This is a genomic window from Phytohabitans maris, assembly GCF_031085175.1.
Classification (GTDB): Bacteria; Actinomycetota; Actinomycetes; order Mycobacteriales; family Micromonosporaceae; genus Phytohabitans; species Phytohabitans maris.
Map to the genome: position 1 here is coordinate 1 of NZ_JAVHUY010000032.1, position 20006 is coordinate 20006.

General features: G+C 71.0%; 18 protein-coding genes. 6 read left to right on the forward strand and 12 right to left on the reverse strand.

Translation table 11 applies throughout. From position 1 onward, the window contains the following. Positions 1–216: 216 nt before the first annotated feature. From RB614_RS28980 to RB614_RS28995, 4 genes are all read right to left on the reverse strand, one after another. Positions 217–954 (reverse strand): TetR/AcrR family transcriptional regulator, encoded by a 738-nt coding sequence (locus RB614_RS28980; RefSeq protein ID WP_308715842.1) that lies wholly within the window; start codon positions 952–954, stop codon positions 217–219. Positions 955–1286: 332 nt separating this feature from the next. Beyond that, entirely contained in the window at positions 1287–2510 is a 1224-nt protein-coding gene (locus RB614_RS28985; RefSeq protein WP_308715843.1) for an acyl-CoA dehydrogenase family protein, read from the reverse strand. Then, a complete protein-coding gene (locus RB614_RS28990; RefSeq protein WP_308715844.1) occupies positions 2510–3571 on the reverse strand; it encodes a phosphotransferase family protein in 1062 nt (353 codons plus the stop codon). Before RB614_RS28990 ends, RB614_RS28985 begins: the two co-directional genes overlap by 1 nt. A gap of 26 nt (positions 3572–3597) precedes the next feature. Next, a complete protein-coding gene (locus tag RB614_RS28995; protein ID WP_308715845.1) occupies positions 3598–4380 on the reverse strand; it encodes an SDR family oxidoreductase in 783 nt (260 codons plus the stop codon). Between the two features lie 298 nt (positions 4381–4678). Between RB614_RS28995 and RB614_RS29000 the strand changes: the two genes are divergently transcribed. Together RB614_RS29000 and RB614_RS29005 are read left to right on the forward strand one after the other, a co-directional pair. After that, positions 4679–5596 (forward strand): ParA family protein, encoded by a 918-nt coding sequence (locus RB614_RS29000; protein WP_308715846.1) that lies wholly within the window; start codon positions 4679–4681, stop codon positions 5594–5596. Next, complete coding sequence (locus RB614_RS29005) at positions 5593–6018, forward strand: hypothetical protein (protein WP_308715847.1); 426 nt, start codon at positions 5593–5595, stop codon at positions 6016–6018. Before RB614_RS29000 ends, RB614_RS29005 begins: the two co-directional genes overlap by 4 nt. On the opposite strand, the gene RB614_RS29010 is transcribed toward RB614_RS29005, so the two are convergent. Next, the gene (locus RB614_RS29010; RefSeq protein WP_308715848.1) at positions 6019–7188 is read right to left on the reverse strand and encodes a hypothetical protein; all 1170 of its coding nucleotides are present in this window, start codon (positions 7186–7188) and stop codon (positions 6019–6021) included. It abuts the gene before it with no gap. A gap of 12 nt (positions 7189–7200) precedes the next feature. Further along, a complete protein-coding gene (locus RB614_RS29015; protein ID WP_308715849.1) occupies positions 7201–9189 on the reverse strand; it encodes a GmrSD restriction endonuclease domain-containing protein in 1989 nt (662 codons plus the stop codon). A 652-nt stretch (positions 9190–9841) separates the two neighbouring features. Between RB614_RS29015 and RB614_RS29020 the strand changes: the two genes are divergently transcribed. After that, on the forward strand, positions 9842–10285 hold the full coding sequence (locus tag RB614_RS29020) for a hypothetical protein (RefSeq protein ID WP_308715850.1): 444 nt from the start codon (positions 9842–9844) through the stop codon (positions 10283–10285). An 89-nt stretch (positions 10286–10374) separates the two neighbouring features. Here the strand turns inward: RB614_RS29020 and RB614_RS29025 are convergent, their stop codons facing one another. From RB614_RS29025 to RB614_RS29045, 5 genes are all read right to left on the reverse strand, one after another. Then, a complete protein-coding gene (locus RB614_RS29025; RefSeq protein ID WP_308715851.1) occupies positions 10375–11058 on the reverse strand; it encodes a phosphotransferase in 684 nt (227 codons plus the stop codon). Beyond that, the gene (locus RB614_RS29030) at positions 11055–11336 is read right to left on the reverse strand and encodes a DUF6510 family protein (RefSeq protein ID WP_308715852.1); all 282 of its coding nucleotides are present in this window, start codon (positions 11334–11336) and stop codon (positions 11055–11057) included. Before RB614_RS29030 ends, RB614_RS29025 begins: the two co-directional genes overlap by 4 nt. 70 nt (positions 11337–11406) lie before the next feature. Continuing rightward, on the reverse strand, positions 11407–12159 hold the full coding sequence (locus RB614_RS29035; RefSeq protein ID WP_308715853.1) for a ferredoxin reductase: 753 nt from the start codon (positions 12157–12159) through the stop codon (positions 11407–11409). Then, positions 12129–12728 carry a sulfite oxidase-like oxidoreductase gene (locus RB614_RS29040; protein ID WP_308715854.1) on the reverse strand — a complete coding sequence of 200 codons (600 nt, stop codon included), beginning with the start codon at positions 12726–12728 and terminating at the stop codon, positions 12129–12131. The genes RB614_RS29035 and RB614_RS29040 overlap by 31 nt, the downstream gene beginning before the upstream one ends. A 9-nt stretch (positions 12729–12737) precedes the next feature. Further along, a complete protein-coding gene (locus RB614_RS29045) occupies positions 12738–13637 on the reverse strand; it encodes a S1C family serine protease (RefSeq protein WP_308715855.1) in 900 nt (299 codons plus the stop codon). 123 nt (positions 13638–13760) lie between these two features. Between RB614_RS29045 and RB614_RS29050 the strand changes: the two genes are divergently transcribed. Both RB614_RS29050 and RB614_RS29055 read left to right on the forward strand, forming a co-directional pair. Beyond that, positions 13761–14414: a DsbA family protein gene (locus RB614_RS29050; protein WP_308715856.1), complete on the forward strand. Its 654-nt coding sequence runs from the start codon at positions 13761–13763 to the stop codon at positions 14412–14414. Between the two features lie 133 nt (positions 14415–14547). Next, entirely contained in the window at positions 14548–16332 is a 1785-nt protein-coding gene (locus RB614_RS29055) for an RNA polymerase sigma factor (protein WP_308715857.1), read from the forward strand. A 56-nt stretch (positions 16333–16388) separates the two neighbouring features. Here RB614_RS29055 and RB614_RS29060 read toward each other — a convergent pair whose 3' ends face one another. Continuing rightward, on the reverse strand, positions 16389–17012 hold the full coding sequence (locus tag RB614_RS29060) for a TetR/AcrR family transcriptional regulator (RefSeq protein ID WP_308715858.1): 624 nt from the start codon (positions 17010–17012) through the stop codon (positions 16389–16391). A gap of 504 nt (positions 17013–17516) precedes the next feature. Between RB614_RS29060 and RB614_RS29065 the strand changes: the two genes are divergently transcribed. Beyond that, positions 17517–20006, forward strand: a complete 2490-nt coding sequence (locus tag RB614_RS29065) for a putative bifunctional diguanylate cyclase/phosphodiesterase (protein ID WP_308715859.1) — start codon at positions 17517–17519, stop codon at positions 20004–20006.

A 20006-nucleotide genomic window follows, 5' to 3' on the forward strand; every position in this document is an offset into this window, starting at 1 on the left:
GACCAGCGGCCGAAGGCCGCCGGTCACCCGGTGAACGTTGGTGGCCACCGCACTGATGTGGCTGAAGGGCGGGCCCGCCGCCTTTCGGTTGGTCCGCCCTTTCACACGCCGAGCGGCAGGGCCCGTCGCCGCGGCGGCCTTCGGCCCTTGCTCGCTGGTCGGCAAGCCGCCGGGGTGCGGGTCTGCGCCGCTGGTGCCCTCGGGTCGGCTGCCCCCTCACTCGCTCTCGGGCAGGCCCGCCGCCGCGGCGGCCGCCTTCGGGCCGACGAACGGTGCGAGCACCACATAGCTCAGCTCCGGCAGCCGGCCCGGCAGCTCCGCCGCCCGCCCGGTCGAGACGTGGTCGAAGATCACCCCGTAGACGCCGGCGATGACCGCCTCCACCGCCACCCGGGGTACCTCCGGCTGGCCGGCGCGGCGCGGCGCCTCGGCGAAGAAGCCCAGGTAGCTGGCGAGCAGCTGCCGCCGGCAGGCGAGCGCCTTGGGGCCGGCGGCCAGCACCTCGACGACCGCGAGCGAGGCGAACGCCGGCTCGGCCGCGAGGATGTGCAGCAACGTGCCGAGCCCACGCCGCATCCGCTCCGGCCACCGCCCCGGCTGCCCGTACGCCACGGCGACGCTCTTTTGCAGCAGCTCCACACCGAGCTCGAACGCCGCGAGGAAGCACGTCTCCTTGTCCGGAAAGTGCTGGTAGTACGCCCGCGTGGAGACCCCGGCCGCCGCGCAGACGTCGCCGAGGGAGGTGCCCACGTATCCCTTCTCCGCGACGGTGCGCGCCATCGCGTCGATGAGCCGGTCTCGCTGGGTGCGGGCGACGAACTCGCGCGGCAGGTCGTGCCGCCCCCGGGGCAGCCGCCGGTCGGGGGAGTTGGCCGACCGCGAGCCCGGGATCCCCGTGCCGAGCGCGGCGGTCCACTCCGACACCCCACCGCTCGGTGCTGCTGCGCTCGACATCCCCTCATAGTGCCGCACGCCCGCACCCCCCAACCCCTCCGTCCGGCCCGACCCCACGTGCGCCCCCGCCTCCGTGACGCCGGCGGTCGTGACGGCCTGGAGCGCATACCCACCCGCGCGGACCAACGCCGCGGATCTCGTCGGCGAGTGGGCAATGTCGGGGACATCGCCCACTCGGAGGCGGTGGATGGGGCAATGTCGGGGACATCGCCCCATCCGCGACCGGGGCCCCTCGCCGGCGGCGTCGGGGACGGGCGCGGCGCGCCCAGCGAAGGGCCGGCGACGCGCCGACCGGCGGCAGATCGCGGGACGGGCGGCGAGGCGGCGGGTGGTCAGGCGGGGGGCGGCGACACCGGTGACGGGCGGTGGCGGCGTAGCTCGCGGCGGGCGAGAGCGGCCCGGTGTACCTCGTCGGGGCCGTCGGCGAGGCGGAGGGTGCGGGCGGCGGTCCACAGGCGGGCGAGCGGGAAGTCCTGGCTGACCCCGCCACCGCCGTGGGCCTGGATCGCCTTGTCGAGCACCCATTCCGCCATCGCCGGCGTCACGATCTTGATGGCCTGGATCTCGGCGTGCGCGGCCTTGTTGCCGGCGGTGTCCATCAGCCACGCGGTCTTCAGGACCAGGAGGCGGGCCTGCTCGATCCGTACCCGGGACTCGGCGATCCAGTCGGCCACCACGCCGTGCTCCGCGATCGGCCGCCCGAACGCCACGCGCCTGCTCGCCCGCCCGCACATCAGGGCCAACGCCCGTTCGGCCATGCCGATCAGCCGCATGCAGTGGTGGATCCGGCCGGGACCGAGCCGCGCCTGGGCGATCGCGAAGCCGTCACCCTCGCCGGCGATCAGATTCGAGGCGGGTACGCGTACGTCGTCGAAGGAGATCTCCGCGTGGCCGCCGTGACCCCCGTCGTCGTACCCGAAGACTGTCATGCCGCGCCGCACGGTGACGCCGGGGGTGTCGCGGGGTACCAGGATCATGCTCTGCTGGCGGTGCCGCGGCGCCGCCGGGTCCGTGCGGCCCATGACCACGAGGATCTCGCAGCGGGGGTTCATCGCGCCGGTGGACCACCACTTGCGGCCGTTCACGACGTAGTCGTCGCCGTCGCGGGCGATGCTGGTGGCGATGTTGGTGGCGTCGGAGGAGGCCACCTCGGGCTCGGTCATGCAGAACGCGGAGCGGATCCGCCCGTCCAGCAACGGCTCCAGCCACCGCTCCCGCTGCGCCGGGCTGCCGAACTCGGCGAGCAGTTCCATGTTGCCGGTGTCCGGGGCCGAGCAGTTGAGCGCCTCGGGGGCGAGCAGCGGGCTGTGGCCGGTGATCTCGGCGAGCGGCGCGTACTGCAGGTTGGTGAGGCCGATCGACGGGAGGAAGAGGTTCCAGAGGCCGCGTTCGCGGGCCCGCGCCTTCAGTTCCTCCACAATGGGCGGAGTAGTCCACTGTGGACCAGCGGCCTCCTGCTCATCGAGGAGCGCCTCGGCCGGGTACACGTGATCGTCCATGAAGGACAGTAGACGTGCGCGCAGCTCTTCGGTCTTGTCGTCGTACCCGAAGTCCATCAGGCCTCCTCCGAGAGCGTGGCGTGGCCGTACGCGACCAGGGGTTGGACGATCTGGCCGAGCCGCTCGAAGCCGGCGCCGACGGTCTGGCCGCGAGTGAAGCGGTAGTGGATGCCCTCGGCGATGACGGCGAGCTTGAAGAAGCCGAACGCGGTGTACCACGGCAGGTGGGTGAGGTCGGCGCCGCGCCGCTCCGCGTAGCGGGCGGCGAGCGCGCGGCCGGGCGGGAAGCCGGCGGCCGGGTTGACCGCGGTGGCCACCGCGTTGCCGCCGATGCGGGCCAGCCCGTCCCAGTAGACGACGAGCAGGCCGAGGTCGGCGAGCGGGTCGCCGAGGGTGGCCATCTCCCAGTCGAGTACGGCGGCGACGTGGCCGCCCGCGTCCACGACCACGTTGTCGAGGCGGTAGTCGCCGTGCACCACGCCCGCGCCGCTCTCCGGCGGCACCTTCCCGGCGAGGCGGGCGTGCAACTCGTCGATGCCGGGCAGGTCGCGGCTGCGGGAGGCGTCGAGCTGCCCCTTCCAGCGGCGCACCTGCCGCGCCAGGTAGCCGGCCGGATGCCCGAAGTCGCCCAGCCCCACCGCGGCCGGGTCGACCTCGTGGAGGTCGGCGAGGACGTCGACCAGCGTGTACGCGAGGGTGCGCGCCCGCTCCTCGCCCAGTGTCGCGGTCTGCTCGGCGGTGCGGTAGACGGTGCCGTCGACGTACTCCATGACGTAGAAGGGCGCGCCGATCACCTCCGGGTCCGCACAGAGCAGCACCGTGCCGGGCACGGGTACGGCGGTGGGGGCGAGCGCGCTGATCACCCGGTGCTCGCGGGCCATGTCGTGCGCGGTGCGCAACACGTGCCCGAGCGGCGGGCGGCGCAGGACCCAGGTGTGGGTGGCGTCCCGCAACGTGTACGTGAGGTTGGAACGGCCGCCCGGGATCAGCTCCGCGCGCAGGTCGCCCTCGCGCAGCCCGGGATGCTCCCCATCGAGGTACGCCCGCAGCCGCGCGACGTCGAGCCCCGGCGGCTCGGTCGCCGGGTGCCCGCTCGGCGGTGGTGGCGGCTTGGTCACCGGTTGCCCGTTCGGCGGCGGCTTGGTCACAGGTTGCCCAGCAGGGTGAGGCCGCCGTCGACCACCAGCGTCTGCCCGGTGATCCAGGCGGCGTCCGGCGAGGCGAGGAACGCCACCGCGCCGGCCACGTCGGTCGGGTCGCCCAGCCGCCCCAGCGGGTAGCCGGCGGCCACCTCCTCCTCCCGCCCGGCGAAGAGCGCGGTCGCGAACCGCGTCTTCACCACGGCCGGCGCCACGGCGTTGACCCGTACCGCGGGCGCGAGCTCGACCGCGAGCTGGGCGGTGACCTGGACGAGGGCGGCCTTGCTCGCCGCGTACGCGCCGAGGCCGGGTGCCGCGCCGAGCCCGGCGATCGACGACATGTTGACGATCGCGCCGCCGTTCTTGCCCAGCCAGGCGTCGTACACGTGGCGGACCCAGCCGAGCGCGGCGAAGACGTTCACCTCGAAGATCTTGCGCACCGCGCCCGGGTCGGTCTCCAGCAGCGGGCCGAACGTGGGGTTGATGCCGGTGTTGTTGACCAGGATGTCCAGGCTTCCGAACGACTCCACCGCCCGCACCACGGCCTCGGCCTGGTGCTCCGGGTCGTCCGCCTTGCCGGCGACCGCGATCGCCCGCTCCGGGCCGCCGAGCGCGGTGGCCGCCTCGAGGAGCGGCTCGGCGTTGCGGGCGGTCACGCAGACCCGCGCGCCCTCCGCGACGAGCCGCTGCGCCACCGCGTACCCGATGCCCCGGCTCGCGCCGGTGACCAGCGCGACCTTCCCCTCCAGCCGACGCTCCACCCGGTCGCCTCCCGCCTCGTCGCGCACCCTCCGCCGTATGTTACTGCCCAGTCAACCCAGCACCTCCATACACGCCTGGAGCTTCCCGGTGCGATGCGGGCTACCCAACCCCTCTCCAGCCCTCAACGATGGTGGCTTGTCAATGTCTGATAACGGACACCGCCTTCTTTTGGCTACTTGTCTAGGTGGATGGCTATTCTTTGAAATTGCCACGAGGCTCCCGGTCGAAGGGTGATGCGGCCAGTTGCGTTGGCGCATACGGTCGTAACGAACGGTGATTTGATGGCTGTGGAGTGAGACTCGGCCGGTGAAGGGGAGCTGAGCCGTGAAGGTGATCTCAATCATCAACTTCAAGGGTGGCGTAGGTAAGACCACACTCACGGCTAACATCGGTGCTGGCCTGGCCGCGCGAGGTCTTCGCGTGCTCATTATCGATCTCGACCCGCAGGCGAGTCTCACCTTCTCCTTCTTCCGGCCCGAGGAGTGGTACGAGAATCTCGCCAACAAGCGCACCATCAAGCAGTGGTACGACAGTGCGGGTCAGGGCCGTACGCCGACGAGCCTGGCAAGTCTCGTGTCCACACCGCCCCGGGTGGCGCACCTGATCAGCGGGTCAGGTGGCTGGCTGGACATCATCGCATCACACCTAGATCTGCTCAGCGTCGACCTGTTGCTCGCTTCGGCGCTCGATCCCCGCTCCGGTCAAGTGCCACCGCGTCGATTCGTCAAGGTTCACCAGCGGCTTGCGGACGGTCTGGCGGAGGGAGTGGGCGACTATGACATCGTGCTGATTGACTGTGCGCCCAACTTCAACTTGGTGACGAAGAACGCTGTAGTAGCGAGCGACTTCATGTTGATTCCGACCCGACCTGACTTCCTCTCCACCCGCGGTATCGATCATCTGGGTGGTCAGGCCCGCAGCCTGGTGCGCCGCTACAACGAGCACGCTGCAGAGGGTGGTGACGGGATCATCAAAGAGCCGAGCTTCGCCGTGGTATTCACCATGGTCACGTTCAGGTCGGACGAGCCCATTGAGGCTCACGCCACTTACATTGCCCAAACCCGAGGGCTAGGCGTGCCAACATTCTCGACTCTGGTGCGTGATCGCAAAGCAGTGTACTCGGCCATACCCGAGTCCGGGGTGCCGGTGGTGCTGGCCGGCTCGGCGCCGCGTGCGGCGCGGCAGGAGACGCGGCAGCTTGTTGACGAATTCAGGAACTGGATCGAAGGGAACGCCCTATGAGTCATCCCGCCGCGCTAGCCGCGTCCGCGCTGAAGCAGATCTTCCAGGCCCTCGGACGGCTCACCGAGGAGGAACTAACGGACCTCGCCGAGGGCCGGGTTCGGGTGCAGTTGACCGCACGTCCTGCCCTAACTGCGGCCGGGGCAACTCCTACCAGAAGCCGCTCCAAGGCGAAGGTGGATGTCGAGAGGGTTGCGGAGACCATCCGGGATCTCCATACCACGGAGGAAATCGAGGCGTACCTCGAAGAGAACGACAAGGTCTTTACGGTCTCGGTTCTCAAAGAAATCGCGAAGGCTCTCGGCCCCACTGTTTCCAAGGCGGGAACGCGGAAGGCGGACATTAAGCAGAACATCGTACGAGGGACGATCGGCTTTCGGCAGAGTTCGGCGATGGTCGGCACCGGCGCGTACCTGGCGTGATCAACCCTGGTCGAGCACGATAAGGATGGCTTCCACGACCTGGTCGATCCAGTCGATCGTCTGCATCGTGCTCGCGGCGTCGATGTCCCGCTTGGCAGGACTCTGGGCCGGGTCCTCGTCGTACTCGTGTGCGATCTTGTTGCGGCGGCGCACCGCATCGCCGAGGCGGCGCCTAATTTCCGCGCCTGTGAATGTACTGGAGTCGCCAGAGCGTTCGCTCAGGACGGTGGCCACTCGTTGCCACAGGTTGCTTACGTCCGCGACCAAGCGCAAGCCGTCACGGATCTTGTCGGGATTCTGGTAAGTCGCGAATGCGAGCGTGCTGCGCAGGTGTCCGTCAACAGCGTCATGTAGCGTGCGCTTTCCAGCTTGGACGTCCTCCACGGCTTCCAGAGGCAACTCGAACCGACGATAACTTTCGGGACGCGTCCGAGAAGGATCGCCCACCATTGCGAGCATCCTCTCGTGGATCTCCTGCCGTACCCAGTGGTCCAGTGCCGCCACAGCCTGCACCCAGGCTGCGCGGTAGACATCCTTGACCTCGAAACCGGTAACGCCAAGCCGTTCCAAATGGGAACCTGCCGTGGCCAGGCTGCGGGCGTAACTGAGGTTTCGCCGGAGGTTGTCCGCCGCACGAAACTCGCCCGATACTTCTGACACCTTCGCGTTCCGTCCCGGGGGCGGCAAATCCGCAGGCGCCACTGACCCGCTCACAGACAGAAGGCGATCCGTCGCGTCCGGCCTGCTGATCCGGTAGATCGCCGTGAGTGCGGGCGCGGTCGCCAGGTCTGCGCCGATCTCACTGAGTCGGACGTCCCGCCGCAGCCATCGCACGGGGCGGGTATGGCTTGCCGGCAGGTCGGGACGGTATACATAGTCCCCAACGATTTCCCCAACGGCAACCTCGGGTGCTCGTGCCCGCAGCAGGACGACCAAGTCGCCGCGTCGCATGGAACTACGCAAGGCCCATAGCTGTGGGGCATAGGTGTCTCGGGTCTGCGGCTGTACGCTTCGGTACGCTTCCGCGACGAGGCGTCGGATGTCGCTGATCTTGGTCTGCTCCGAGAGGTCACCTACTTGTCGCCAGCCCACAGCGATGAGGTCTTCTGAGAAGGCGACGTCCTCGTACTCGTCGTTTCGGCCCGCCCGGACGATCCACGCCTGCGTCACGACTCTTAGGCCTCACTCTGTGCTGGTGACAGGGAACGTAATCGGCGGCGCTCCGAGCCACGGGGCCTCCGGGACTGACGGCAACGTTGACAGCGGTCGGGGAAGCGTCGACTCGCGCTCGATCACTTGACGCCACTGATCGGGTGTTCCAGTGACCAGGAACGGTCCGACCTGGACCTGGATGGCCTCTTCTACGACCTGGACTGGCACGGTCTCGCCAGCGATGCGGACATCTCCGTCGATGCCAACGACGCTTGCATCGGTGATCGCCTGCTGGAATTCCGCCATCGCCGCTGACCCGGTCCACCGTATGCCGTCACCACTGGCGGTGAAGAGCAGCCGCCCCGGATCCCAGGTGCTGGCGTATAGCACAAGGGACAGCGCATAGCCGTCTATCGGTGCCGCTGGCGACGTCGGCAGCCGATCCAGCCACGTGGGCCGAAACTGGGCGAGTAGTTGGTTCATTGATGCCGCCAGCAACCTCCGGCGCTCTTCGAGGAAGGCCGGGTACGCCTCCGGTTTCCAAAGCGTCTCGGTGAGCGGTATGAGATGAGCGGTCAGCTCCTCAACGTCCAACTGTGGGAAGTACTCGGCCGGCGTTTTTGTGCCGATTCTGCGGTTGGCTCGACCAGAGATAAAGACGAGGTTTGCTAGGTCATTGATCTCGGTCTTGTCGTACTGGCCGTCGAGAGTCGCCATTGGATGTACGTGGTGTGTCTCCAGCTTGCGGTCGCCGTCCGCTCCGGGCAGGATCTCCGTCCCGTACCACCAATCGCGCGCGCCGTTGAGCTGGGCCGCGAGCAGGCTGAGAAAGGCATAGGGACTCTCCTTCGTTCGGCCCGTGAGAGACTGAACGGTCACCTGAGGGGTGTTCGTCAGGAGGTCGAGATTGCCCAGTAGCGCCTGCATCGGGTCCGGGCGCCTAGCGGCGCGAATGTCGCGGCTGAGGGTCGTGTCGGTGGACCCGCCGTACCGGCCCTGCATAGTGGCGACTAGCAGCCAGTAGATGACACCGTCGCTCAGTTCTTTGTCAAGCGGGGCATCCGGCCGTTCTCCGAGAAACACGACAAGGGGGATCAGGGCGAGCATCGAGGGAAGCGGCCCAGACCCAGTGAGCTTTAGATTGGCGCGTAGCAGCGCCGCGACATGTCTCAGTCCGCGGCACACTGTGGCCCATCCTTGATCGAGATCCTCGTCCGACGCCGTCGCCAGCCTTCCATGGGACCACCCGGACAGACCGCCCCCAAGGACCACACCGGCCAGCGCCCTCGACAGAAAGTTCACGTCGATATCGGCGTAGCCTTGGCGACGCCAGTAGTCGGCCTGACCCTGGAGCTTTTCCAGCACCCCTGGCCATCGTGCTGACAGGGTTGCCATCGCGAGATCCAAGGTCCCGAGACGCCGTCCGCCGCTGTTGACGCGTACGAAGATCTCAGCCACCGTCTCGTATGGAAACCCCTTGAGGATCTCCATGTGGAAGCGGTGCTCCCGAAACTGCCGGATCCGCCCGAGACGCTGTTCGATCTCGGTGTCCTCAAGCTGGCTACCTGCGTCGATCAGTCTCTTGGTGAGCCTCAGCATGCTGGCCTTCGGATCCAGCACCTCCGACAGTTTGATCCAGCGTGGATCTTGCCGCGTGGCCGCGCTCTGGTTCTGGAACCTTTCCCGTTCGATGTTGAAGACGATCTGTGCGTCGGGGTGGTCAGCGAACACGCGATGTAGGGATGTCAGGCGCTGCTGCCCATCGAGCAGATAGAGCGGAGGCCGGACCGGTGTGACCGCGACGTCCGTGATAGCCATTTCTCGGACGACCGGAGCGTCCTCGGCCTGCCAGAAGAGTAGCGAGCCGGAGGGAAAACTCCGGTACAGCGAGTCCATCAACTTGGCGATCTGGGTGGGCTTCCAAACGAAATCACGCTGCAGTTCGGGCAGCTTGATCTCGGCACGCCCTATCTGGTCGATCAACTCTCCGACAGAACGTTCCGTCTTCTCCACGTGCACGTGGGCCGCCTCGGCATCATCGACTATGGGCACAGATCCGCAGGTGCATTCTCTCCCCTGAGGAACGCCCGTGTCGTGGCAGAAATCAGACAGTTTCGCCGAGCCGTCGACCTCCGCCCCAGCTGTTCCACAGACGCCCTGGGGTGATCCGAGGAGCGTGACGGCGAAACGAGGAGGTGGCCTCGCTGGTCGAGGACGACGCCGAGTTCGTCATCCACGGGATACAGCGGGCAAGGCGCTCTCGTGCCGACCGCCGTGCCGAACAAAGGTGGACTGAGGCGAACTATCCCGCGACGGAAGCTGGCCAGTCTTAGAGACAGACGAGACCCTGGCGAGGGTCTATACGCAGCCGGGCGGAGCCGGTAGCCAACACGGGTGCAGACGTTAGCACACTCCGCTCGACACGAGGTCGGGCCGTGTTCAGCGGCGACGGGGCGCTGGTGCTCACGTACGCGCTCTAGGTCGAAGGTCTTTGCCAACTCGACAATTACGGCACGACCATCTGGCGGTGTAGGCGTACCCATTGCTCCTGCAGGCGATGCTCGACATGGTCTCAGCGACGACCAACCCGGCGAAGGCACCGGCCGACACTCAGCCCAGCCGCACGCGCGGGTGTGGTCCACAGTAGATCCGAGCCGATAGCATGTGCTCGATGGCTGACGACGGAGGTGCCGGGCGCAAGCCGCCACTGCGGCCGCGTTACCGGCGGCCCGAGCCGGAGCGGCCGGCCAGCCGGCCCGCGTCGGTCTGGGTCGTGTCGGTGCTGCTGGTCCTCTTCGGGGTGCTGGGCGCGGTGCTCGGCGTGCTGCTCGTGCGGGACGCGGTCGCCCACGGCGAGGAGGACGAGGTCGTCGCGGCCGGGGTGTTCGCCGTGCTGCTGGCCGCCGCGCAGGTGGTGTCGGGCGTGGGCGTCTTCGCCGGCTGGGCCCGCGGCCGGGTGCTGGCGATGCTGGTCTGCGCCGCCAACGTCGTGCTGGTCATCGTCGGCGCCGCCACCGACCGGGTCGGCTCGGGGCAGTCGTGGCTGGCGATCGCGTTCTACGGCGCGCTGCTCTTCGGCCTCGCCGGCCCGAAGATCAGCGACTGGTGCAAGTAGCGCCGCCCCTAAGTCAGGGTGATCGAAGCTCCTCTCACGTCGTTCTAACGACTTGAGAGGAGCTTCGATCACAGGCGGGGACCGCGAGGTCAGTCGCGAAGGTCCCGGGCGCTGTGGACGACCAGGGCGCCGGCCTCGTCCACCCGGGCGACCTCGGTGGGGGTGAGCGTCGGATTGGCGGCGCGGATCCCGGCCGCCGTGTCGAGCTGGCCGAGGGGGTGGCCGCCGGCGTACGCGAGGAAGGACACGAGCAGCGCGCGGGCCGCCTCGGCCAGTTGCCGCGCGGGGTCGACGGCGACCTCGGCGCAGATCAGCGCGGTCATGGCCAGGTCGAGGTCGGGCGGGCCGCAGAGGGCGTCGCGCCAGTCGATCACGTACGGGCCGTGCGGGGTCAGCACGACGTTCTCGGGGTGCAGGTCGCGGTGGACGACGGCGGTGCCGGGCGGGGCGGCGGCCGGTGGCGGCAGCGCGTGCAGGCGGGTGTGCAGGTCGGCGAGGATCCGCGCGCCCTCCTCGGCGGGGAGGGTGCCGGCGACGAACGCGCCCAGCATCGTCGGGCCGTCGAGGCGGTCCATCACCAGGTCCGGACCGCGGGTGGCGTACACCGTGGGCACCGGGTACCCGTGGGTGGCCACGTGCGCCATGACGGCGGCCTCCGGCGCGGTGTCGACGTCGCCGTCCCGGTACCGCCGCAGCACCCGGCCGCCGCCGAGGTCGTAGACGTCGGCGTCACGGCCGGCGGCGAAGGGGGCCCCGAGGCCGGACGCCGTCACATCGGGATGCGGAGTGCGACCGTGCCGCGCAGGTCGAGCCAGGCGGCGTCCGGGGTGCGGACCACGCGCAGCACCACCTCCTCGCAGGCGGGGCAGCGGGCGACCATGCCGGGCGCGTTCGCGCTCGCGTAGACGTGCAGGGCGGCCAGGGCGCCGGCCAGGCCGCAGGCGGCGCAGCGGCTGGTCGCGGCCGTGACGTCCACGGCGAAGATCTCCCGCAGCGGCCCGGCGAGCGCGTTGCCGTCCAGGTGCGGGCCGAGGTCGAGCTGTTCGGTCATGTCAACCTCCAGTCAGAGCGAAGCGCATGTCAGCCTCCAGTCGCAGCGAAGCGCACGCGCGGCGCACCCATCAGCCTCCAGTCGGGCCGAAGCGCTCGGTGCGTAGCCGGCGGGGCTCGTGGCCGAGCGCGACGAGGATGTCGGCCACCGCCTCGACGAAGCCGGTCGGGCCGCACACGTAGCAGTCCGGGGTGAGGGCGGGCGGCCAGCCGTTGGTGTTGACGTCGGCGACGCCGATCCGGCGCGGCGGGTGCGGCCAACCCTCGGGCACCTCCCGCGTGTACGCGAACGTGACGTCGAGGCCGGCGTCGTCGCGGGCCCGGCGGCGCAGCTCGTCGCCGTAGTAGACGTCGCCGGGCGTGCGCACCGAGTAGATCAGGCGGAACGGGACGCGGCTGCCGGCCGCCCGCCGCGCCCGGATCATCGCCATCAGCGGCACGATGCCGGAGCCGCCCGCCACCAGCAGCACCGGGTCCATGGCCGCGGGGCGCCACACGAACCACCCGCCGACCGGGCCGCGCACCTCCACCGGGTCGCCGGGGGAGAAGACCTCGGTCAGGTACGGGGAGACCTCACCCTCCGGTACCGCCTGGATGGTGAGCTCGACCCGCTCGCCGTCGGCCGGGGCGGCGATCGAGTAGCTGCGCTGGGTGCTGTAGCCGTCGTCGGCGGTCAGCCGCACGTCGACGTGCTGCCCGGGAAGGTGGCCGGGCCAGCCGGGCACGTCGAGCACCAGCGTGCGGGCGGTCGGGGTCTCGGCGCGGGCCTCCGCCAGCCGGCCGACCCGCCAGGTCAGTCGCCCTGGTACCGCTGCTCGCGCCACGGGTCACCGTAGTCGTGGTAGCCGGCCGTCTCCCAGAACCCGGGCTCGTCGTCGAAGCGCAGCTGGATGCCGCGCACCCACTTGGCCGACTTCCAGAAGTACAGGTGCGGGACGAGCAGCCGGGCCGGGCCGCCGTGCTCGGGGTGCAGGTCTTCGCCGTCGAACCGGTACGCCACCCAGGCCTGCCCGTCGAGCAGGTCGGCGAGGGGGAGGTTGGTGGTGTAGCCGCCGTACGAGTGGACGAGCGCGTAGTCGGCGGCGGTGTCCACATCGGACATCAGCGTGTCGAGCGAGACGCCCTGCCAGCTGGTGCCGAGCTTGGACCACTTGGTCACGCAGTGGATGTCGACGGTCGGCGTGTCGCTGGGCAGCGCCATGAGGTCGGCCCAGGTCCAGCGGTGCTCCCGGGACGTCTCCGTCGTGATCACGAACTCCCAGCGGTCCATCGGCACCCGGGGCGTGGGGCCGGCGGAGAGGACCGGAAAGTCTTCGGTCAGGTATTGCCCCGGCGGCAGCGTGACCCCCGACGCCCGCGGCCGCCCGTGAAACCCAGGAGAGACGATTCCCACGCGAGCAGACTACGCGGCGGCGATGATCTCTTGGGCGGTTTGGGCGGCGCGCTCGATCGGGATGGCGAAGCCGATGCCGATGTTGCCGTTGCCGTCGATGGTGGCGATCGCGGTGTTCACCCCGACGACCTGGCCACGGGCGTTGACCAGCGGCCCGCCGGAGTTGCCCGGGTTGATCGAGGCGTCGGTCTGTACCGCCGACTGCCGCCCCGCGTTCCCCATCCGCACCTGGCGGTCGACGGCGCTCACGATGCCGGCGGTGACGCTGCCGGAGAGGCCGAGCGGCGAACCGACCGCCAGCACCGGCTCGCCCACCTTGAGGTCCGTGCTCCGGCCGAGGGTGAGCGCCCGGAGCGTCTCCGCGCCGTCGCCCACCTGCAACACCGCGATGTCGGTCCGGGCGACCCGGCCGACCAGCCGCGCGCCGCGTTCCTCGCCGTCCTGGCCGACCACGGTGATCCGGCCGCCGGAGGCGACGACGTGGTTGTTGGTCACGATGTGGCCCTGGTCGTCGATGACGAACCCGGAGCCCGACGAGGCCTCCTCGTCACCCACCACCTCGATCGACACCACCCCGGGCAGCGCCTCCTCGGCGGCGCCGACCAGCGCCTGCGGCACCGCGGCGTCCGCGGCGAGGCGCGGCGTCTGGACGTTGGCCCACAGCGACGCGTACCAGCCGGCGGCGCCACCCGACGCGGCCGAGAACGCGGCGACGAGCAGGCCGGCGAGCAGCAGCCGCCCCGGCCCGCGGCGGCGGGGCCGCTCCGCCGGGGTCTCGTCCCAGACCGTGCCCGGGGGCAGGTCGGCCCGGTGCCGCGGGTACGTGCGCGGCCCCGGCCAGGGCTCGTAGCGCTGGCCGGGCGGGTGGTACTGGCCACCCGGATCGTCGTAGCCCAGCATCGCCGTCATGCCCCCAGATACGGACGGCGGGCGTCGCCGGCTGAACGGAAACGAGAAATTTTCCCGGCCTGATCATCTTTCCGGGCCCGCGCTCCGTACTCCGGCACAGCGTCTGAGGTCGTTGGGGGACCGATGAACGTACCAGGGCTCACCTATGTGTTCGATGGCTACTGCGCGTGGTCGTACGGCTTCGCTCAGACCATGGTGGACATCGCTTCCGCGTATCCCGAGATCCCCGTCGAAGTCCTCTGTGGAGGGTTGTACGTGGGCTCGGCGCGGGTGCCGATCCGGCGGCTCGCCGACGTACCCGGCACCAACCGGCGGATCGCCGAGCTGACCGGCGCCTGGTTCGGCGACGGGTACGAGCGGCTGACCGCGGACGGCTCGTTCGTGATGAACTCCACCGCCGCCGCCCGTGGCTTCGCGGCGCTGCGCCGGGCCGCGCCGGACCGGACCGTGGAGCTGGCGGCGGCGCTGCAGGAGGCGTTCTTCGTCGAGGGGCGCAGCCTCGCCGAGCCGGAGACGCACCGGTGGATCGCCGGCGAGTACGGGCTGGACGGCGAGGCGGTCGTCGCCGGGTTCGACCACCCGTGGTCGCTGCGGGCAGCGGAGGCGGACTTCGCCCGGGTACGGCGGATGGGCGTGGCCGCGTTCCCGACGCTGCTGGTCACCTCGGGCGACCGGCCGCCGGTACCGGTGATGGCGGGTTCGGCCACCGCCCGGCAGGTGGAGGAACGGCTGTCCGCGCTGCTCAGCCGGGCCGGAAGGCAGGCCGGACCGGCGTGACGGCTGGGGCTGGTGGGACGCAAGTTGCATCCGAATTATGGACACGGGGCGTTCAATAAACTAGCTTGCCGTACGGACGGCGACGGTCACCGTGTGGGGACGGAGACGGCCGCGACCCGGCGAGGTGGTGTCGATGGGCAGGCACGCGCGGCTGGAGGTGGTGGTCGACGCCGCCACGGTCACCGCGGCCCGCGACGGTGACAAGCGGTCGTTGGACGACCTGGTCACCGAGCATCTGCCGCTGGTGTACAACATCGTCGGCCGGGCGCTCGACGGCCACCCGGACGTGGACGACGTCGTGCAGGAGACGATGCTGCGGGTCGTCCGCAAGCTGAAGAGCCTGCGCGACAGCAGCCGCTTCCGGGCCTGGCTGGTCGCGATCGCCATGCAGCAGGTACGGGCCCGGGCCCGGGCGCGCCGGGAGATGCTCGCCAGCGGCCTCGAGGACGTCCGCGAGCTGGCCGACCCGACCGCCGACTTCGTCGACGCGACCATCGCCGAGCTGGGGCTGACCGGGCAGCGCCGGGAGGTCGCCGAGGCCACCCGCTGGCTCGACCCGGCCGACCGGCGGCTGCTCGCGCTCTGGTGGCAGGAGGCCGCCGGCGAGCTCAGCCGCGCCCAGCTCGCCGCCGCGCTCGGCCTCACCGCGCCGCACGCGGCGGTCCGGGTACAGCGGATGAAGAGCCAGCTCCAGGGCGCCCGCGCGGTGGTCCGGGCGCTCTGGTCGGACCGGCACTGCACCGGCCTCATCGACCTGCTCGAAGGCTGGGACGCCAAGCCCAGTCCACTGTGGCGCAAGCGGCTGATCCGGCACACCCGCGGCTGCGCCGAGTGCGGCCACCACTGGGCCGACCAGGTGCCGGCCGAGCGGCTGCTGGCCGGGGTGGCGCTGCTGCCGGTACCCCTGGAACTGTCGGCCCGGCTCGGTGGCGCGCACGGGGTCGTCACCGGGACCACCGCGGAGGTCGCCCGCGCCGGCGCCGTCGAGCGCCTGCTGGAGACGGTTTCCGCGCGTCCCGGCGTCCGCGGCGGGCTGCTGGCCGGCGCGGTGGTCCTGGCCGTCGGCATCGTGTACCTGATCGTGCCGCACGAGCCGTCCGGACCCGCGGAGGTGGCCGCGCCGCCGCCGGCCGTCGCGCCCCCGGTCGAGCGGTCGCCGAGCCCGTGGGAGCCGAAGCCCGGGGCGCCCCGGCCGGTCGCGCAGGAGCGGGCGCCGGTACCCGCGCGGATCGCACCCAAGCCGTCATACGGGAGCAATGTGGACAGTCCGGATCCGGTGCCGCCGGCCGACCGCGTGCCCGGCGAGCTCCCGCGCCGCCCCGAGGGGCGCGCCGTGGTGCCGGTGGATGGCGAGTTCGACCGCTTCGGGTCCGGCCGGAGCGGCACGGTGCTCCTGCGCGAGCGCGGCCACCAGGTCACGGTCGAGGGGCAGGGGTACTTCGCGGTGCGCTGGCAGGTCTCGTTCCACCGGTGCGGCGGCGAGATCGCGATGCCCACCTGGACCGGCCTGACCGGCAAGCTCTTCCACGCCGGCTCCGGCGGCGGGCGGCGCCTCGACGACCGGGTGCCCGGCGCCGCGCCCGGCATGACCTGGATGGGCGTACCGGAGCGGGATCCGGCCCGGGTGCCGGCCGGCGCGCAGCAGATGTGGCAGGTCGAGTTCTACTACCTCGACGGCACGGTCACCCTGCACCACAACGAGGTACGCCGCTCCACCGCCGACTACGACCTCGCGGTCGCGCCGACCACGTGGCGTGCGGTGAACGCGGACCTGACCCGGGCGCCGCGCGCGCGGTGGGGCGTGCAGCGCTACGGCAAGGTCCGCGACACCGGCACCGACCGCGCGCCCGTTCCGCAGTACCTGACCAGGTCCAGCCCGGCCGACCCGCGGCGGGTGCCGCAGCGCTCGGCGCTCTGACGACCTGTGATCGAAGCTCCCCTCATGTCGTTCTAACGACTTGAAGGGAGCTTCGATCACGGGGTTGGGCTGCCGCGCAGGCCGGTCAGGACCATGTCGACGAGGTTGTCGACGTACCGCTCGGTGCGGGCGGTGACGTCTTCGCCCGGCGCGGGCGGCTCCATCGAGACCTGGACCGTGGCGACGCCGAACATCGTGCCGAGGACCAGCGCGGGCGCGGTCCCCTCGGGCAGCTCGCCCCGGTCGACCGCCGCGGCGATCATCGCCTCGACCGTGCGGACGCTGCCGAAGAGGTAGAAGTCACGCAGATCGGCGAAGAGGTCGGGGTAGGTGCGGGCGTCCAGCCACAGCCGCATGATCGCCAGGCCGGCCCAGCCCCAGTACATCTGGAAGACGAACCGCGCCATGGCCTTGAGGTCTTCGCGCAGGTCGCCGGTGTGGGTCCAGCCCTGGAACGGCTCCAGCCGGTCGCGCATCGCGGCGAGCAGCAGCTCCCGCTTGTCGCGCCAGCGCAGGTAGACCGAGGCCTTGCCGACGCCGGAGCGGCGGGCCACCTCGTCCAGCGTGAACCCCGCCCAGCCCTTTTCGGCGAAGACCAGGACGACGACGCTGTAGACCCGCGCCTCCATGTCGGGGTCGCGGGGACGGCCACGCCGCCGTAACGCCCCCGAATCATCCACCGCGCGAGCGTACCGGGCGGGCGTTCCGCAGCTCGTACCGGCTCTGGGTCCGCAGTGCCCTGTGGGTGCCAGGTCACGGCGGGTATCTGGTAGAACCGCGTCGATACGCCCCGCAGTCGTCATCGATGGGCCGCGTCGGCTCGAAACCAGTGGTGCTGATGTGACGTGAGCTGGGTAAAGTGCCGGTTGAGGGTTACTCCGCGTGGCCTCGCGCCAGGTTGTGAGCGTCCGTAGGTGGTTGCGGAGCGTGGCGTGAATCCGACGGAACGTTACAGATCCGCCTGAATAGGCTCAGTGTGGTGCAAGGGACGTTTTAACCTTCCTTTCCAGGGCGAACTCTCCCTACCGTGTCCGTGGGCGACGCGGAGGGAGGGCGGCCATGCGAAACAACTGGGACTGGGGCTGACATATCACGGGGCTGTCGATCTCACTCACTGCTGCGGTAACCTGACCGAATGTCGACCGGTCGATGGAAACCTTCCACAGTGGAGAGAGCGGGCCGACGTGCGGAAGGGTGAGACCGGGCAGCTGCGGCTGTTGACCGGTCTCGTCCTGTTTCTGGCCGCCGGGTGCGTGACCTGGGCGGCCACCCACCTGGTCGCGCCGTCACCGGCCGAGTGGCTCTACCTCGTCATCGCCGTCGGCCTCGTCATCGTCGCCACCGCGTGTTCCGCGCCGGTGCAGATCCGCAGCCAGATGCGGTTTACCGCCACCTCGGCCGCGGTGCTCGTGCTCGCCGTGATCCTGCCACCGGCCTGGGCCATCCTCTGCGCGGCCACCGGCGTCACCGCCGGCCGGCTCGCCGCCCGGCACGCCGGTGTCTCGTTTCACAAGGCCCTGCACAACAGCGGCAAGGACGTCCTGGCCGCCACCGCCGCGTCGTACGCGGCGTGGCTGGCCGGTGTCCGGCCCGGCGTCGAGGGCGAGCTGCTCACCCAGGGCTGGGTCACGTACGTGGTGGCGCTGTCGCTGGCCGCCGCCGCGTTCGCCGCGGTCGAGGAGATCGTCATGCCGGCCACGCTGGTGCTCGCCACCGGCCGGTCGTGGGGCCAGATCTGGCGCACCGACTGGGACGTGCGGCTCGCCGTCAACCTCGCGAGCATCCTGCTCGCCGGCGCCGCCCTCGGCCTGCTCGCGCTCGACCCCCGGCTCATGATCGCGATACCCCTGGCCCAGCTCGTCCTCTACCTGCTCTACATGCACCGCCTGCACCTGCGCGCCGAGCGCACCACCTGGGAGCAGCTCGCCGCCGCCACCGACGCGCTCAACGGCGTCGACCTCACCGGCGTGCTGCACACCGCCGCCCGGGGCGCCGTGGCGGTCTTCAACGCCCGGCAGGCGCAGGTCGAGCTCTGGGACGTCGAGCCCTGCCGGCTGGTCCGCGCCGACGCCACCCGCGTGCTGTACGACGGCCCCTCCAGCCAGGCGCCGCCGCCGGCCGAGCTGACCGCCAGCCGCTTCCTCGGCGGGCGCGACGGCAGCGCGATCGGGGTGCTGCGGCTCGCCCTGCCGGCGACCACCGGCGGCATCCACGGGCGGGAGGAGAGCACGCTGCGGGCCTTCGGCGCCTCGCTGACCACCGCGATCCTCAACGCCCGGGCGTACGCGGAGCTGACCGAGGAGCGCGACCGGCACGCCGAGGACGCCCGCCACGACCCGCTCACCGGCCTCGCCAACCGGCGCGCCCTGCTCGACCGCCTCGGCGCGGCGCCGGAGCAGCCGGCCAGCGGCACCCGCGCGCTCGCGCTGGTCGACCTCAACCGGTTCAAGGAGGTCAACGACACGCTCGGCCACGCCTTCGGCGACCAGCTCCTGGTCGAGCTGGGTGGCCGGCTGCACGCGGCGGCCGACGAGAACGGCGCGGTGGTGGCCCGGCTGGGCGGCGACGAGTTCGCGATCGTGCTCGACAACCTGCCCGCACCGGCCACCGCGATCCACCGCGCCCGCCGCATCCTCGACTGCCTGCGCGATCCGGTCGCCCTCGCCGGCATGCAGGTCACCGTGCAGGCCAGCGCCGGCATCGCCCTCGCCGGACCGGGCGTGGCCGCCGGCGAGCTGCTGCGCCGCGCCGACGTCGCGATGTACCAGGCCAAGCGCGCCGGTGTGTCCATCGTGGACTACCAGCACGGCCGGGACACCGCCGACCACCGGCAGCTCTCCCTCGGCGGCGAGCTGGCCCGCGCGGTGGAGGAGGGCGAGTTCACCGTCCGCTTCCAGCCGATCGTCGACCTGGGCAGCGGCGAGGCGGTCGCGGCCGAGGCGCTCACCCGCTGGCAGCACCCCCGCCACGGCGTGCTGCTGCCCAAGCAGTGGCTCCCGATCGTGGAGCGCTCCGACCTGCTCGGCGCGTTCACCGCCCGGGTGCTCCGCCAGGCGCTGCTCGGCCTGCGCGAGTGGAAGGCGGCCGGCTTCGACCTGACCGTCGCGCTCAACGTGTCACCGCACAGCCTGCTCGACCCCGCGTTCCCGGCGATGGTCCTCGACGAGCTGCGCGCCCGCCGCCTCGACCCGGGCTCGCTGATGCTGGAGCTGGCCGAGACTACCTCGGTGGGGCAGCTCCAGGCCGTCGAGCGGGTGCTGACCACCCTGCGTTCGGCCGGCGTTCGGCTGGCGCTGGACGACTTCGGCACCGGCCACTCGTCGCTCTCCGTCGTCTCCGAGGTCGCGGTCCACGAGCTGAAGATCGACCGTACCTTCGTCGCCGCGATGCGCACCTCGGCCCAGGCGGCCGCCGCCGTCCGCTCCACGGTCGAGCTGGGCCGCTCGCTCGGCCTGGCGCTGGTCGCCGAGGGCGTGGAGACCGCCGACCAGCGCCAGGCGCTGTGGGAGCTGGGCTGCACGGCCGGCCAGGGCCACCTCTTCGGCCGCCCGATGAAGGCCGGCGAGCTCCTGGAAGCCCTGCGCGACGGCGCCGACGGCGTACGCGGCTCCCTCGCCGCCAGCCTCCACCCCGGCGCCACGGTGATCGCCCTCCGAAACCGCCCACCCGCCTGA